The organism is Neptuniibacter sp. SY11_33, from assembly GCF_047778025.1.
Taxonomy (GTDB): Bacteria; Pseudomonadota; Gammaproteobacteria; order Pseudomonadales; family Balneatricaceae; genus Neptuniibacter.
The window spans coordinates 1,624,096-1,638,755 of sequence record NZ_CP180543.1; the positions used below are offsets into that span (position 1 = coordinate 1,624,096).

General features: G+C 42.4%; 17 protein-coding genes. 13 read left to right on the forward strand and 4 right to left on the reverse strand.

Annotated features, from left to right (window positions below; all coding sequences use genetic code 11):
- Positions 1-3: 3 nt before the first annotated feature.
- Together ACMXYV_RS07665 and ACMXYV_RS07670 are read left to right on the forward strand one after the other, a co-directional pair.
- Positions 4-669, forward strand: coding sequence for a phytanoyl-CoA dioxygenase family protein (locus ACMXYV_RS07665; RefSeq protein WP_415891190.1), 666 nt, complete (start codon positions 4-6; stop codon positions 667-669).
- Positions 670-726: 57 nt separating this feature from the next.
- On the forward strand, positions 727-1,113 hold the full coding sequence (locus tag ACMXYV_RS07670; RefSeq protein WP_415891191.1) for a tautomerase family protein: 387 nt from the start codon (positions 727-729) through the stop codon (positions 1,111-1,113).
- 27 nt (positions 1,114-1,140) lie between these two features.
- Here the strand turns inward: ACMXYV_RS07670 and ACMXYV_RS07675 are convergent, their stop codons facing one another.
- Positions 1,141-2,058, reverse strand: coding sequence for a LysR family transcriptional regulator (locus ACMXYV_RS07675; RefSeq protein ID WP_415891192.1), 918 nt, complete (start codon positions 2,056-2,058; stop codon positions 1,141-1,143).
- A 135-nt stretch (positions 2,059-2,193) separates the two neighbouring features.
- Between ACMXYV_RS07675 and ACMXYV_RS07680 the strand changes: the two genes are divergently transcribed.
- Together ACMXYV_RS07680 and ACMXYV_RS07685 are read left to right on the forward strand one after the other, a co-directional pair.
- Positions 2,194-3,156: an NAD(P)H-dependent oxidoreductase gene (locus ACMXYV_RS07680; protein WP_415891193.1), complete on the forward strand. Its 963-nt coding sequence runs from the start codon at positions 2,194-2,196 to the stop codon at positions 3,154-3,156.
- Between the two features lie 133 nt (positions 3,157-3,289).
- Complete coding sequence (locus ACMXYV_RS07685) at positions 3,290-3,679, forward strand: hypothetical protein (RefSeq protein ID WP_415891194.1); 390 nt, start codon at positions 3,290-3,292, stop codon at positions 3,677-3,679.
- A 49-nt stretch (positions 3,680-3,728) separates the two neighbouring features.
- On the opposite strand, the gene ACMXYV_RS07690 is transcribed toward ACMXYV_RS07685, so the two are convergent.
- Positions 3,729-4,121 carry a hypothetical protein gene (locus tag ACMXYV_RS07690; protein WP_415891195.1) on the reverse strand — a complete coding sequence of 131 codons (393 nt, stop codon included), beginning with the start codon at positions 4,119-4,121 and terminating at the stop codon, positions 3,729-3,731.
- A 179-nt stretch (positions 4,122-4,300) separates the two neighbouring features.
- On the opposite strand from ACMXYV_RS07690, the gene ACMXYV_RS07695 reads away from it, so the two are divergent.
- The 4 genes from ACMXYV_RS07695 (at position 4,301) to ACMXYV_RS07710 (ending at position 7,570) form a co-directional block, all read left to right on the forward strand.
- Positions 4,301-5,215, forward strand: a complete 915-nt coding sequence (locus ACMXYV_RS07695; RefSeq protein WP_415891196.1) for an SDR family NAD(P)-dependent oxidoreductase — start codon at positions 4,301-4,303, stop codon at positions 5,213-5,215.
- A 156-nt stretch (positions 5,216-5,371) separates the two neighbouring features.
- Positions 5,372-5,911 carry an isochorismatase family protein gene (locus ACMXYV_RS07700; RefSeq protein WP_415891197.1) on the forward strand — a complete coding sequence of 180 codons (540 nt, stop codon included), beginning with the start codon at positions 5,372-5,374 and terminating at the stop codon, positions 5,909-5,911.
- The gene (locus tag ACMXYV_RS07705; RefSeq protein ID WP_415891198.1) at positions 5,904-6,872 is read left to right on the forward strand and encodes a GlxA family transcriptional regulator; all 969 of its coding nucleotides are present in this window, start codon (positions 5,904-5,906) and stop codon (positions 6,870-6,872) included. The genes ACMXYV_RS07700 and ACMXYV_RS07705 overlap by 8 nt, the downstream gene beginning before the upstream one ends.
- Positions 6,873-6,937: 65 nt before the next feature.
- Complete coding sequence (locus ACMXYV_RS07710; RefSeq protein ID WP_415891199.1) at positions 6,938-7,570, forward strand: MOSC domain-containing protein; 633 nt, start codon at positions 6,938-6,940, stop codon at positions 7,568-7,570.
- A gap of 13 nt (positions 7,571-7,583) precedes the next feature.
- On the opposite strand, the gene ACMXYV_RS07715 is transcribed toward ACMXYV_RS07710, so the two are convergent.
- Complete coding sequence (locus tag ACMXYV_RS07715) at positions 7,584-8,354, reverse strand: sulfite exporter TauE/SafE family protein (protein ID WP_415891200.1); 771 nt, start codon at positions 8,352-8,354, stop codon at positions 7,584-7,586.
- A gap of 271 nt (positions 8,355-8,625) precedes the next feature.
- On the opposite strand from ACMXYV_RS07715, the gene ACMXYV_RS07720 reads away from it, so the two are divergent.
- Both ACMXYV_RS07720 and ACMXYV_RS07725 read left to right on the forward strand, forming a co-directional pair.
- Positions 8,626-9,543, forward strand: coding sequence for an ATP-binding cassette domain-containing protein (locus tag ACMXYV_RS07720; RefSeq protein WP_415891201.1), 918 nt, complete (start codon positions 8,626-8,628; stop codon positions 9,541-9,543).
- Between the two features lie 3 nt (positions 9,544-9,546).
- On the forward strand, positions 9,547-10,308 hold the full coding sequence (locus ACMXYV_RS07725; protein ID WP_415891202.1) for an ABC transporter permease: 762 nt from the start codon (positions 9,547-9,549) through the stop codon (positions 10,306-10,308).
- A 10-nt stretch (positions 10,309-10,318) separates the two neighbouring features.
- Here ACMXYV_RS07725 and phnN read toward each other — a convergent pair whose 3' ends face one another.
- Positions 10,319-10,879 carry a phosphonate metabolism protein/1,5-bisphosphokinase (PRPP-forming) PhnN gene (phnN, locus tag ACMXYV_RS07730; protein WP_415891203.1) on the reverse strand — a complete coding sequence of 187 codons (561 nt, stop codon included), beginning with the start codon at positions 10,877-10,879 and terminating at the stop codon, positions 10,319-10,321.
- 188 nt (positions 10,880-11,067) lie between these two features.
- Here phnN and ACMXYV_RS07735 point away from each other — a divergent pair, with 188 nt between their 5' ends.
- The 3 genes from ACMXYV_RS07735 to ACMXYV_RS07745 are packed head-to-tail and all read left to right on the forward strand — an operon-like array spanning position 11,068 to position 14,598.
- Positions 11,068-11,808, forward strand: a complete 741-nt coding sequence (locus ACMXYV_RS07735; protein ID WP_415891204.1) for a transporter substrate-binding domain-containing protein — start codon at positions 11,068-11,070, stop codon at positions 11,806-11,808.
- Between the two features lie 17 nt (positions 11,809-11,825).
- Complete coding sequence (locus ACMXYV_RS07740) at positions 11,826-14,252, forward strand: EAL domain-containing protein (protein WP_415891205.1); 2,427 nt, start codon at positions 11,826-11,828, stop codon at positions 14,250-14,252.
- A 7-nt stretch (positions 14,253-14,259) separates the two neighbouring features.
- Positions 14,260-14,598, forward strand: a complete 339-nt coding sequence (locus tag ACMXYV_RS07745) for a hypothetical protein (RefSeq protein WP_415891206.1) — start codon at positions 14,260-14,262, stop codon at positions 14,596-14,598.
- The last annotated feature ends 62 nt before the right edge of the window (positions 14,599-14,660 follow it).

Here is a 14,660-nt window from a genome sequence, read left to right on the forward strand (position 1 = left end):
CCGGTGTCAGCGCTTGAACAAGGTTATGTATTAATAGATGAGTTTGTTTCACCTAAGCAGGTTCGGTCTGTTTATGAAGAAATCAACGCAATTGATCTGCCTGCTAATGCTGCGGGCATCCGAAATGCGGATAAAAAGTTTGGTTCAATTCGTGAGTTGGCTTTATCTCGGATTTTAATAGGTAAAGCTCAAGAGTTTTTGCCAGGGAAACCAAGCTTAGTCAGGACAATCTTATTTAACAAAACAACAGAAAGTAACTGGTTGGTGACTTGGCATCAGGATAAGACCGTTGCTGTATCTGATAGGTTTGAAGCGGAAAAGTGGGGGCCTTGGAGCATTAAAGATGGCGTACATCATGTTCAGCCACCAATAGCTGTTTTAGAGCAGATGGTGACATTTCGAATCCATTTAGATGACACTGATGAAAATAATGGGTGTTTAAAGGTTTTGCCTGCCAGCCATAGTAATGGTGTTATCAGCCAAAGCGATATCAATAAAATGGTACAAAGTGAAGAGCCTGTCATTTGTTCTGCGAAAGCTAGGTCTGCTCTGATTATGAGGCCGCACATTCTGCATGCATCCAGTAAAGCCTCTCAGCCTTCGCAAAGAAGGGTCCTGCATTTAGAGTACAGTAGTTTTGTTTTGCCTGATGGCATTCATTGGGCATGATATTTAATCGCAATAATTCCATTTTGTATTGTTTGTATCAAATCAGGTAAAAGTAAGATGATCGTTATCTACGGAATTAAGCAGCAGCTCAACCCAATCAAAAAAGGGCTCTCGGATGTTATTCATCAGTGTATGCAGGAGGTGCTAGGCTTTCCTGAGGATAAACGCGCGCATCGGTTTATTCCTATGGCAAAAGAGGATTTTTACTATCCTGGTGGGCGCAGTGATGCCTATACAGTTATCGAGATTAATATGATGGCTGGGCGCAAAGTTGATACGCAGAAAATATTAATTAAAACTCTGTTCCAAAATATTGAAGAGAAACTGGGGATACTGCCCGTCGATATCGAAATCATCATCAAAGAGCAGCAGCCTTATCAGTGGGGTTTTAGAGGTATGACGGGTGACGAGGTAAAGGATCTTAAATACAAAGTTAATGTTTAGCTTTGCTGTTAATTCGTAGTTTTCAATTTACTCATACGTGCCATTGTATGAGCTTATGCGTTCTACTAAGAAATCAATTAAGACTCTGACTCTTCTAGCCTTTTGGCTGTTTTGCGGGAAATAGAGGTACAAGCCGGGGTAAGTCTCCCAATATTCCTCTAGTACCGGCGTTAACGTGCCGTTTTGTAGTTTGTGCTCAACAATTGGAAGTGCGATACGACCAATGCCAAGTCCTTTCTTAGCAGCATCCACCATCAAGTCGGTATCATTCACGATCAATGCGCTTGGCATCTCAATTTCAATTTGTGAGCCATTATCCTCGAGACTGAGAGGTGCAATTTTGTTGGAGGCTATAAAGCGGTATTGGATTTGTCGGTGGTTAGACAGATCGTTCGGGCTTTTAGGAATGCCATAGTTTTGCAAATAGTCGTCCGAAGCGAATAGAGCTTCCTTTAGCGGTGATGTAAGCTGACGGGCGATCATCCCTTCCTGCACTTTATGCCCAAACCGAATTCCTAAATCTAAGCCTTCCGAGATGAGATCGACCGTTGCATCTGATATGGATACTTCTAAATTGATCTCTGGATACTGGCGACAAAAATCAGCATAGATCGGTTCTAGCAACCACTGGTAAACAAATTTTGGAAGCGTAATTCGAACACTACCTTTAGGGTCTGTACTCAGATCATGCACGCTTTCCATTGCGGCATTTAGAGATGAAACGGCAGTGGTGGTGTTTTCATAAAGCAACTGTCCCGCTTCGGTGAGTTCCATACTACGAGTAGTGCGGTTAAATAGAGGTAAACCTAGGTTTTTTTCTAAAGATTTTAAGGCCTTACTGGCAGATGGTGGTGAGATCTCAAGCTTACGCGCTGCGCCACGTATACTGCTTTCTTCGACGATGGCCTGAAATATCATAAGCTGATTGTAGGTCGCACCGCGCATCTTAAGCACCTTATATGTTTTGTGATTGTTATCTTAAGGTTAACAATAATGTTCCTTTATAGTCTCTAATTTTTATCTATGGCCTTTCATATACTTCTCTTAAATAACGTGATGCTTAGTATTTTTGGAGGAGTTATGAGTAAAGTAGTTGTGATTTCAGGTCATCCAGAACTGGAAAAATCTAATGCCAATAAAATCATTCTTGAAGCTTTGGTTAACAGCGAGCTTGATGTTGATATTCGTCGATTAGACGAGCTTTATCCTGATTACAAAATCGATGTTGAAGCTGAGCAAGCAGCTTTACTCAAAGCAGAATTGGTTGTGCTTCAATTCCCATTTTTCTGGTATTCAGTCCCCGCTTTACTGAAAAAGTGGCTGGATGATACGTTCACTTATGACTTCGCTTATGGCTCTAAAGGAGACAAATTGAAGGGGAAGGGTTTGATACTCTCTTTAACAGTTGGAGGGCCAGAAGAAGCATATAAACCGCTTGGTTATAACCACTTCCGAATGGAAGAGTTGCTAAAACCGTTGGAACAAACTGCCTATCTAGCTGAGATGGAATACCACCAGCCAATCTATAGCCACAGCATGGTTTACATACCTAATGTTTACAACACTCTGGAAGCAGTAGAACAGCGAGCCAAAGAGCATAGCGAGCAACTAATTCAATCGTTGAGTGCAAAACTTGGATCTCGAGAACTAAAAATAAAACAGTTTGTGAACGAATGGTTCGCACAATTTGATCGGCTGCCAGAGAGTGATGCTTATTTTCTTTCTTACTTAGCTGAAGATATTGTCTTTAAAATGCCTGAAGGTGATTTTTCAGGACATGCAGGATTTAGGGATTGGTATCAGATAGCTCGAACAACTTTTAAACCTAATTGCCAGCATTTAGTTGAGCAGATGGAGATCTCAGTTGATGGTCATTATGCAGAGCTTCAACTACGGATTCGTTTGAAAGCAGAAACTTATGAGGACTCATCGTTTAAAGGTGAGTCGATTAATCTGCTTGTTAATGAAACTTGGAAAGTAGAGATGGACCAAGAGGGTGGTTTTATCATCCAAGAATATATAGTCAGCCCTGTAGATGGTTGATTATTCTAATTGGTAATCAGCTCTTGAATTTTCAAAATTTGAATTACATATTAAGTGGTTAAGGTTGTGGAGTTGGGGTCGCAGCCTTAAACAAATCTGCTTAATACCTCTCAAATGATATATAGGATCAAGGATGAACCAACTAACGATATACATTAGCGTAAGCTCTGCCATATTCGTTGCGTTAATGTTTATAAAGCCCGTTTTAAACCCGACAAAAAGGCTAGTAATAACCGCTTTGATGTATTGTATGTTTTGGGTTGTAAGTAGTCTCGTTTACTCAAGCTACATAAATAGAGAAGCTGCCGGATACTGGGCTATGGGTTTGTGGGGGGTGCCAATAATTTTATTGGTTATCTGGTATGCCGATAAAGGGTTAAGAAAACTTCAATATATTGACGACCGTCCAAGGTTGATTTTAGCGTTAGACTCCATATTGAGTATTGCCCTGTATATACCGTCTATTATATTTGTATACCTAGTTTTTGTAGGATTAAGTATTGTTGTTGAAAAGATCTTCTAATTAGCTGAGGTCGTTTTAATGACACATATCTTGTTGGTACTTCAGCGATTCAAACACACTTATGTTCTGCCAATAGTTCTAAGCGGTTATAAGTTACTAAATTCGGCAGAAAGATAATCCGCACTTTTACACCTTCACTTTCCATATCAAACGCATCGATCACCTTGCAGGCGTATTTTGCGTATTCCTCTGTGCGGTAACGTTTAATAACACCAATCTGAAGCGCTTTTTCTGAGCTCCATTTCACATCTGAGGCTAAGGGTTCTTTATAGCTGTTTAAGTACTCTGCGATTTTATTGTGTTTTCTGCTGTAGTTTTTCTTCTTAGCTTTAGATGATTTGATCTTCTCGCTACGTAGATCTTCATTGTTGTAATAACCAGAAGGAAGCTCTTCCTCTTCATCATCCATAAAGAAGGTTTTAGCACTGACTTGCGGACTCATAAGCACAGCCAAAAGCAGGCTTAAGCCAGTGAGAATCGATAACTTGGGTTTGATAAAGTTCAATTGCATCGCGTTAATTTCAGTTACTGCTATTCCTATTCCTTTCTGAAGATTACGCTACCTATCTGATTTTAAAAGAATAAGTTTATTAAAATTTTATCTAAATTTATGAGGATTTTTTGATCGGAATTCATAAGCGCTCGATTTTGATCATTGTTTGGTATTTATCTACCTCGGTGATTGAGATCCGTTCAAACATACTCCTAGGTAACTTATTAATGCTGTTTGGAGGATTGAACATGGCTGGTCGTTTAGAAGGTAAGGTAGTACTGATTACTGGTGCTGGTGGCGGGCTAGGCAGTGCACAGGCGCGTATGATGGCTAAAGAGGGTGCGAGTGTAATGCTGGCAAACTTACCAGAGGATCCCATTATTGCAGAAGGTCAGAAACCAACTGGGCTTTGGGATAATGCTGTTAAGGTTGCTGAGGAGATTCGTGCAGCTGGTGGTAAAGCCGATGTGGTGGCTTTGGATGTTACTGAAGAACCTCAGTGGATTGCTGCGGTAAACGCAACTGAAGCTGCTTTCGGGAAATTGGATGTATTGGTCAACAATGCTGGCATCTATTACCACGCAGGATTATTGGATCATACCGTAGAGAAGTTTGATCAAATTGTGGGTGTGAATCAGCTGGGCTGTTTGTTGGGCATGAAGTCTGCGATTCCTGCCATGCGACGGAATGGTGGCGGTTCGATTATTAATTTTGCATCCATTTATGGTATTTCTGGCGCAGGGACATCTACTGCTTATCAGAGCACCAAAGGCGCTGTTCGCTTGATGACTAAATCCGCGGCACTCGAGTTTGTCGGCGATAACATTCGTATCAATTCAATCTGCCCTGGGATGTTTGATACCAACCTTTTTGAAAGCTCTGTTCCGAAAGAGGCGTGGGAGCCTCTGGTCGAGATGGTACCAATGAAGCGCTTTGGTAGACCAAAAGAGATCGCTTACGGTACGGTTTTCTTAGCTTCTGATGAGGCTTCTTTTATGACCGGGTCTGATCTGGTGATTGATGGCGGCTATACCTGCCCTTAATTTTCTTAACTTATTCGGACTTAGTAAAGCTGCACTTAAGTGCGGCTTTTTTGTTTGTCCGAAATTGTCCTATTTTGGGCCGCTATCTTTCTTATTACGATTTTGGTTATAGCTCACACTTAGTTCACAAATATTAAATACTTTGGAGTTTGAGCTATGAAAAATACAGCGTTATTAGTTATTGATGTGCAGGAATCCTTTAAACATCGAGATTATTGGTATGACTATGGCTTTTCTGATTATGAAGCGAGACAAAACCGGCTAATTGATGCGGTAAGAGCGCAAGGTGGCACAATAGTGTTTATCCTTCATCATGAAGATAGAGGCGTTTTCTCTGTTGAGTCCGGTTTTGTCCGTTTGATGGACTTTTTGCATAAACAGGATGAAGATAAGGTGTTTAACAAGCGCGTTCATAATGCGTTACTCGACAGTGGTTTGCATGAGTGGCTGCAAGCGCAATCGATTACCAAACTATTGGTAAGTGGATTAAGAACGGAGCAGTGCTGTGAAACCACAACGCGTGTCGGCAGTGATTTGGGTTATGAGGTGGATTTCGTGGTCGATGCTACCCATACCTTCACTATGAAAAATCAATTTACCGGTGAGACTGTGAGTGAAGAGGCCTTAAAGCAACATAGCTGTATGGTTTTGCAAGATCGCTTCGCAAATGTGCGTATGGTTGGAGATTATGAATAAAAAAAGGCGTGTTTATCTGTTGGTGTTGCCACGTGTCCATTTGTTGGATCTGGCAGCGCCTGCTCAGATATTTGCACATCCTTCTTTGGAGGAGAATATAGAGTTACGCTATATCTCTCCTCAGCCTGAATTGCAGTCCAAGCAAGGCTTACATCTAGCCAATCTAGAACCCTTACCGGAGAGGTTAGATGCAGACGACTGGCTACTGTTGATCGGAACAAGCCAGTTAAATAAACATCTCCATGAGGCTGATTACCAAATGGCGATTCAATGGCTCAATTCGGTAAAATATCAGTTCGGCTTGTTGGCGGGAATCTGCTCCGGTTCTCTTCTGGCGGCAAAGGCGGGTGTGCTAGATGGTAAACGCTGCACTACCCACCATGACCTGACCGCCTCTCTTTGTCAGATAGCACCAGACGCTTTAGTACAGGAAGATTGTATTTTCGTTACTGACGGCAATATATGGACGAGCGCTGGTATTACCACTGGGTTGGATCTTTGTTTACAGTTAGTTGATAACCACTGGGGGCAGGACCGTGCAGTACAAATTGCCCGTGAGATGGTGATCTATATGCGACGATCTGGCCAGGAAGCACAGCTGAGTTTTTGGTTAAACCATCGTAACCACACTCAGTCTAGAGTGCACAAAGTCCAGGACCTGATTATGGAACAGCCTGGTTTCGATTGGGATGTGTCGCTTTTGGCAGAGCGAGTTCACTTAAGTGAGCGTCATCTTCGGCGTTTGTTTCTACAAGCAACCGGATTCAACCTACAAGAGTACCTGCAGCAGGCACGTATAGAGCTAGGTCGTCAATTATTAGAACAAACTAAACTGCCTTTAGATGTAATTGCTGAACGTTGCGGGTTTCAGTCTGAAAGAAGCTTAAGGCGTGTTTGGGCGCGATGGCAGGAGGGTACGCCCTCGCAATATCGAAGGAATTTAAATCTGATTAATATTTGATCGATTTGGTTCTGGTCGTATATGGTTAAGTGATTGCGTTTCAACACCGTTTCGGGAGGCGAGGCATGTCTACTTATCAAGGTACCATCAAGGGTTTATATATTGGGCAACCAAAACCAATTGGCCCAGATAATGCGCCAAGCGGTATATTCAAAGATCCCGTTGAGGTTTGTTTACTAACCAAAATAGGGCTGGAAGGTGATGTTCAGGTAGATAAGCGTGTGCATGGTGGCCCTGAAAAAGCGCTGTATCAATTTCCCTCAGAAAATTACGCTACGCTTCGCCAAGCCTTGCCGCATCTAGAAGATAGTTTTATCTCTGGATCGATAGGAGAAAACCTTTCCAGTGAATCCGTCGATGATAATCAGGTTCATATTGGAGATATTGTGAAAGTGGGTGGTGCTTTAGTGCAGGTATCCCAACCCCGTAGGCCTTGTTGGAAAGTGAATCATAAATATGGCAATGGCCATATAGCGCCATTGCTAATGTCGCAGGCGATCAGTGGTTGGTATTACCGTGTGTTAGAAGAGGGTGAACTGCGAGTAGGCGATACATTTACTTTACAAGAAAGGTTAGAGAGTAGTGTCGCTGTTGCCGAAGTCTGGAAGGTCTTTTTAGAAAAGTTACAGTCTAGGTTACCGCCTGAAGCGTTCAATACCAATATCCCAGGGTTATCGACTGAATGGCGGTTTGAATAGCTGTTATCAGAGCTTAGCCGTACACATCGTAGAAGAAGTAAGCGGTAATGCCACAGCTAGCGATAATTACAAAATTACGCACCCACTGTTGCGGTAACTGACGTGAGTAGTGCGCAGCATAGTAACCACCTGCGAGTGTACCTACCAGAACGATCATACCGGAGTACCAATCGATCACTCCATCAATAATAAACAGAACAATAGCGATCAGCGATACGCATGAAGATACTAAAAGCTTGATACCGTTCATGGTGTTGATATTGTTATAACCTGCCAAAGCTAGATAGCTCAGCGTGATAATGCCTAAACCGGCATTGAAGAATCCACCATAGAGGCAAACGCCAAACAGTAGCAACATCAGAAGAAAACCTCCGACTGCTGATGCATGCTTATGAGTGCCCGAAAGGTTTTTTAATACGCTGTTGAGTCTTCCGCCAAAGATAAATAAAACCGTGGCAAACAGCAGTAACCAAGGTACAGCTTCAAGAAATACTTCTTCAGGTGTTCTTAGCAGTAGCACGGCACCTGCGATACCACCGATAAAACTAATCAAGATTAATTTTATGAGGTTCTTTCGATCTTGCCTGATATCTTTTCGCAGCGCATAGGTACCGCTCATATAACCCGCACAGGCAGAGAATGTGTTGGTCGCATTCGCGCTAATTGGTGGTACACCCACAAACATCAATGCCGGAAAGGTAATAAAGCTGCCGCCACCGGCGATTGCATTTAATACACCACCAAAAAAGCCAGCTACGAAGAGAATAAGGAGTTCAAACAACATACAAGAGTGAAGCCTAAGTGGAAGAGCGATCAAGTATACATGACTGATCTTGACATTATCTAAGTAGAACCGCTTAAGTAGATTTTGCTTAGGTGGACATCTGACTGCTCATTTAAGCTTATCTTATTACCTAATAACTGCGTCAAGTAGCTATTGTTATGATCTTTATAACAGAGTGTTTACTTAGCGGTACCTATCTGAGGGATAGATATTTCTCTAATATTGTCAAAGCGTTTTCATGTACAGGTTCCAGTTCAGGAGTTAGCTATTAATGCAGCCGATTATTCAGGTGCAGAACTTAAATAAAACATACGATTCTGGGTTTACTGCTCTACGTTCAGTGAATCTTGATATCAAAAAAGGTGAGATCTTTGCGTTGTTAGGTCCTAATGGCGCGGGCAAAACGACGCTTATCAGTATTATTTGCGGAATTAGCCGTGGAACCTCAGGCACGGTTTTAGCAGGTAGCCATGATATTGCTAAGGATTATCGCCAGGCACGAAGCAAAATCGGATTAGTGCCGCAAGAACTCACCACCGATGCTTTTGAAACGGTATGGGCGACCGTTAATTTTAGTCGCGGCTTGTTTGGCAAAGCACCGGATAAGGCTTACATCGAGAAAATCCTTAAGCAGCTTTCTCTGTGGGATAAACGTAATTCAAAGATGCTAGAACTGTCTGGTGGTATGAAACGCAGAGTGATGATTGCAAAAGCCTTGTCTCATGAGCCGGAGATTCTTTTCTTGGATGAGCCTACAGCGGGTGTTGATGTCGAACTTCGCCGTGATATGTGGGAGATGGTTAGAGAGCTGCGAGATAATGGCGTGACGATTATTTTGACCACGCACTATATCGAAGAAGCTGAAGAGATGGCTGATCGCATCGGCGTGATTCGTAAAGGTGAAATTATCCTGATCGAAGATAAGGCGACACTGATGTCTAAGCTGGGTAAAAAGTCGCTGCATATTCATCTTCAAGAGCCGATTGAGCAAATTCCTTCAGAGTTGGATCATTTTAATCTGACTTTGGAGCAAGCGGGTGAATACCTTCAGTATGTTTATGATGCCAGTGAAAGTGAGCAGGTAGCTGAATTGTTAGCGAAATTAAACGAACTAGGCGTTGGGATTAAAGATTTGAACTCTTCAGAGAGCTCACTCGAAGATATCTTTGTAGAACTGGTGCAGGAGTAAGTGATGAATTTTTACGGTATTCGAGCGATCTATAAGTTCGAAATGGCGCGCACCTTTCGTACGTTGATGCAGAGTATTGCATCCCCTGTGCTTTCAACATCGCTCTATTTTATTGTCTTTGGCACTGCCATTGGATCAAGAATGGGGGAAATTGATGGTATTAGCTATGCGGCGTTTATTATTCCGGGTCTGTTAATGCTGTCTCTGTTGAGTGAGAGTATTTCTAATGCATCGTTTGGTATCTTCTTTCCAAAGTTTTCTGGGACGATTTACGAAGTATTGTCAGCACCAGTTTCACCTTTTGAGATCGTAGCGGGCTATGTTGGCGCGGCAGCAACCAAATCGGTCATGCTGGGATTGTTGATTCTGGCTACTGCGAGTTTGTTTGTCGATTACACCATCTTGCACCCGCTATGGATGCTCTGTTTCCTTGTTATTACTGCTATTACTTTTAGCTTATTTGGCTTTGTGATTGGTATCTGGGCAGATGATTTCCAGAAGCTTCAGATCATTCCATTGATGGTCATTACGCCACTGACCTTTTTAGGAGGGGCGTTTTACTCGATCAACATGTTGCCTGAACCTTGGCAGACCATTTCATTGTTTAACCCGGTTGTATATTTGGTGAGTGGTTTCCGTTGGGCGTTCTATGGTGTGGCTGATGTGAATGTTGGGCTAAGTTTGGGGATGACCATACTGTTTATGATGAGTTGCTTGGCGATCATCGCTTGGATCTTCCGTAGTGGCTACCGCATCAGAAGCTAGATTGTAGCGATTAACGAATAAATCGGTGCTCGGTGATGATATCCATCAGGGCATCGATTCCTTCTTCTTTAGAAGCGCTGTTGTCTATAAATAGCGTGTTCGATGGCATGTGGTCCAAAAAGTCAGCATGGCGTTTTAAACGTTTTTCAATCTCTAGATCTGTTTCCCTGCCGCGATTATGCAATCTATCCCTAAGGAGCTCAGTTTTAATATTAATCATCACGGGGATAAGAAAATCATACTGCTGCATGGCGATTGGCAGGTATTCACGGGAGCCATTAATAATGACGTTCAATCCAGCTTTAACCCAGATCTCGACCTCTTTACCTATCCCATACAAATGACCATGAGATGCCCAATGCATCGCAAACATTGAGGTATCAACGCGCAGTTGGAATTCTGATTCTGTCAGGTGAATGTGATTTTCGCCGCCAGCATCTGCAGCACGGGTGATATAGCGATGGGCGATAAATGCTTGATGGCTATGTTCTAAACGTTGCCTGCAGCCTTGGAGTAGAGTGTCCTTTCCCGAGCCAGAGGCCCCCATAAGATAAAAAAGTTTGCCGCTCATCAAATTTCCGCTAGTGAGATTGAATGATTTAGTTATAGCAAAGTACATTTGTTAAAGCTTTACTGTTGTTGATTAGTGTTGGTTTCGTCCTGTAGGTGAGTTTGTCTTTGAAGCTCCTATTTTGATCAATATATGTTTAAATTAACTTATTCTGTTACAGGGTTTTTCAATGTATGGAGGTTGTGACATTGAAGTTATTTAACCGTTTGGCTATGTCTATAGTAGTTCTACTGCTATCGCCTGCTGTGATAGCCAATCAGACAATTAAACTTTATACGGTTGATTACCCTCCCTATACAATGATCGATGATAAAGGCGCGATTAGTGGTATCGATGTGGAAGTTACGCAGGCGGCGTTTGCTGCTGTAGGTATTAATGCGGATATACAAACGGCCCCATGGAAGAGGATATTAAAAAGCATTCGTCATGGTCGAATGGCAGGTACGGTAACTTGTTCTAAGAGAGCAGGCCGAGATCAATTTATTCTGTTTAGTGATGTTTTAAGTGAAGCTAATCAATCAGCCGTAATGCGCCTTGAGCGAGCTGATGATGATATCGTTAGCTTTGATGATCTTAGTAAAGTGAGTGTATCTGTTGTTGATGGCTGGGGGATTCAAAAAGAGTTACAACATGCGGGCATCGCTCATTCAGTTGTGCCTGATGTGGATAGTGGTATCCGCTCATTAATTTATCGAAATATTGATGTTTTCTATAACGCCGGTTTAGTTACCAATTATCGCGCACGACAGCTAGGTTTACAGGATAAAATTAAGATTAAGCGACTGAAAGGGAAGCAAAGTACTCAGTATCATTTGTGCTTGAGTAGATCGTATCCAGATGCTGAACTTCTTTTGGAGAAATTTAATGAAGGTCTACGCTTAATCAAAAACAATGGTCGGTATCAGGCTATTTACGACCACTACCTTTAATGGCAAAACAGCATTTTATGGGTCTCAATTTACGACGTAAGATTGTTCTTAAACAAGCGCGCTTTATTTTAATTATTGCGCTGCTGTTAGGTATGTCTTCTACCGGTTTGCAGATCTACTTAGATCTGCAGCAGGTGAGAAAAAGTACCACAGAGGATATCGAGCGTATTATCAGTATGTATCGTGATACAGCGACTCAAGCTGTTTACAACCTCAATGCCTTTCAGGCAAATGAGGTTACACAGTCACTTATCTCTTACCCCACTATTTATCATGCTCAGTTAATTGATGACTTCAGCGAAACTCTATCAGAGCATAGACGTGATCAGACTTTGAGTGCCAGCGTTATATCGTTTTCTGCCCAACAGTTATTCAATTTGAATCGCTACATAGAGATGGAATTGGAGCTAGCTTCTGTTAATTCAGGCAATGAAAGAGCTCGGTTGATAGTTGAGCTAGACACAATCTATGTGGCCAATAGTTTTAGCCAACGCGCTATTAATAGTTTGCTTCTGGGCTTGATGCATAACGTCGCTCTAGCTGCGATTTTCCTACTTTTAATCTATCGATTCCTTTCTCGCCCCATTGTAAAAACAGCAAAATGGGTGAATGAATTACGAACGGGAGATAAAAACGCGGCTTTACCTTATACCGGTGAAGATGAACTAGGCGATCTCGTTCGCAGCTTTTCTGGACTCTGGAAAGATCGTGAGGCCGTTACAGATAAATTAACCGAAATGGTGGCTGAGCTATCTGAAAGCGAGCACTTCTCGCGCTCCATTATGGATAACGCGGGCGACGCAATGTTTCTATGTGCTTTAGATAGCACGATCTTCCGCGTTAATAACCAAGGTGCTAGTACGCTTGGGTTATCTAAAGAGCAGCTTTGTAATACAAAACTTGCGGATTACAGTAAGAATTACTCTTACGAACAATACCAACAAGTGTGTGAAGGTATCAGTGAAGCTCAGGTCAGCACGTTTGAAGATCTACAAATCAATGCCAATGGTACTGTCTTTCCGGTAGAGGCGAGGGCAATTAAGTTAATGCTTCAGTCCCAAGAGTATCTGTTGATTATCGCTCGAGATATCTCGGTACGTAAGCAAGCTGAAAAACAGATCCATGAGTTAGCGTTTTACGATACGTTGACGGGATTACCTAACCGTCGTTTATATTTGGATAGGCTAACGGCATCGATTGAATTACATCAGGCCAATCATAGTTTCGGTGCAGTTCTGTTTTTAGATCTAGATAGATTCAAAACGATTAATGACTCTCTTGGTCATGGTGTTGGTGATGAATTGTTGAATAATATCGCGCAACGCTTAACTCATGTTCTCCCGATTGAATCGACGTGTGCCCGTTTTGGTGGTGACGAGTTCGTAATTCTCTTACCAGAAACTGGTAGCTCTTCAGATGTCTGTGCTGATGTGTCTGCGCATGTGGCTCAAGAAGTCTTAAAAGTGATGTCAGAGCCTTTCAGTATCGAGGGGCATACGCTTTATTGCACAGCGAGCTTGGGTATCGCTGTTTTCCCTGCAGCTGCTTCAGCTCAGGATATTATTCGTCAGGCCGATACGGCGTTATATCGAGTTAAGGCGATGGGGAGAAATGGCTTTCAGTTTTATGATCCTGAGATGCAATCTACTGCACAGGAACGATTGGAAGTTGAGAAGGGGCTTCATCAGGCGCTCAAATCCAATCAATTTGTTTTGTGGTTTCAGCCTCAAATTTGTAAAGACGGAAAAATTATAGGGGCGGAAGCGTTGATCCGCTGGCAGCACCCAGAAAAAGGACTAATTTTTCCGGGTGGCTTTGTTCAGGTTGCAGAAGAGAGTGGGCAGATTATTGAAATCGGCAATTGGGTTTTAAGAGAAGGCCTGAAGCATCTTGCGCAATGGCGAGCTAATGGCTTACCTGAGAGTTTTCAGCGCCTGGCAATTAACATCAGCCCTATGCAATTTATGCAGGTGGATTTTGTCGATCAAGTGATCCGGTTGATGGACGAATTCAATCTACCGGGCGATGCCGTCGAATTAGAAATTACCGAAAACATGCTGCTTAATAACTTTGACGTTGCAAGCCACAAGATGAACCTTTTGAAAGGTAAAGGGGTTTCTTTTGCTATTGATGATTTTGGTACAGGTTATTCTTCGCTTAAATACCTTCGCCACCTACCGTTAGATATCCTTAAAATAGATCGTTCCTTTGTAACAGGGCTGCGCTCTGAGTCTGAAGAAGCAGCCATCGTGGAAGTTATTTTGGCGACTGCAGATCGATTAGGGTTATTGGTTATTGCTGAAGGTGTTGAGACAATTGAAGAGAAAGAGACCCTAGTTGAGCTGGGTTGTGATTGCTTCCAAGGTTATCTACTGTCTAAACCACTACCGGCTGATAAGTTTATTCAGTTTTCATCAGCAAACGCCGCTACATTAATTGATTGAGTAAATAATGAGTTCGTTAAGCAAACAATTAGAGACAATCTGGGAGCTGGCTTCCGATGCGCATACCGCGATTCAGCGTGATTTCGCAGATATAGACCCACTGATTGGTGTAAGTCAAAATATGCGGAAGCAGGGTATACCAGCGGATGTAATGACGATTGATTGTTTAAGAACGCGTAGGCGAATAATCGTTATCTTGCACGATCAACAACCTGACATTGTAAGTTATCAATTTGCAGGCATGGACTCAGATCCTGAAGGTGACTTTGAAAGTTTAGCGTTTGAAAAAGTCACGAAACAGACGATCTATGAATGGATCGCAGAGTATTTCAAAGATCCGTTATAAGTCGATCTACTAAAATGAGCCATCGAAAGTAATCAGGCCAGTATTCACTGGCCTGAATGATT

Coding starts and splice junctions, on each gene's coding strand:
- ACMXYV_RS07700 (WP_415891197.1), top strand. CDS start 5,372: ATGAAAAATACAGCGTTATTAGTTATTGATGTGCAGGAATCCTTTAAA.
- phnN (WP_415891203.1), bottom strand. CDS start 10,879: ATGAGCGGCAAACTTTTTTATCTTATGGGGGCCTCTGGCTCGGGAAAG.
- ACMXYV_RS07685 (WP_415891194.1), top strand. CDS start 3,290: ATGAACCAACTAACGATATACATTAGCGTAAGCTCTGCCATATTCGTT.
- ACMXYV_RS07745 (WP_415891206.1), top strand. CDS start 14,260: ATGAGTTCGTTAAGCAAACAATTAGAGACAATCTGGGAGCTGGCTTCC.
- ACMXYV_RS07690 (WP_415891195.1), bottom strand. CDS start 4,121: ATGAGTCCGCAAGTCAGTGCTAAAACCTTCTTTATGGATGATGAAGAG.
- ACMXYV_RS07705 (WP_415891198.1), top strand. CDS start 5,904: ATGAATAAAAAAAGGCGTGTTTATCTGTTGGTGTTGCCACGTGTCCAT.
- ACMXYV_RS07725 (WP_415891202.1), top strand. CDS start 9,547: ATGAATTTTTACGGTATTCGAGCGATCTATAAGTTCGAAATGGCGCGC.
- ACMXYV_RS07720 (WP_415891201.1), top strand. CDS start 8,626: ATGCAGCCGATTATTCAGGTGCAGAACTTAAATAAAACATACGATTCT.
- ACMXYV_RS07675 (WP_415891192.1), bottom strand. CDS start 2,058: ATGCGCGGTGCGACCTACAATCAGCTTATGATATTTCAGGCCATCGTC.
- ACMXYV_RS07670 (WP_415891191.1), top strand. CDS start 727: ATGATCGTTATCTACGGAATTAAGCAGCAGCTCAACCCAATCAAAAAA.
- ACMXYV_RS07680 (WP_415891193.1), top strand. CDS start 2,194: ATGAGTAAAGTAGTTGTGATTTCAGGTCATCCAGAACTGGAAAAATCT.
- ACMXYV_RS07740 (WP_415891205.1), top strand. CDS start 11,826: ATGGGTCTCAATTTACGACGTAAGATTGTTCTTAAACAAGCGCGCTTT.
- ACMXYV_RS07715 (WP_415891200.1), bottom strand. CDS start 8,354: ATGTTGTTTGAACTCCTTATTCTCTTCGTAGCTGGCTTTTTTGGTGGT.
- ACMXYV_RS07710 (WP_415891199.1), top strand. CDS start 6,938: ATGTCTACTTATCAAGGTACCATCAAGGGTTTATATATTGGGCAACCA.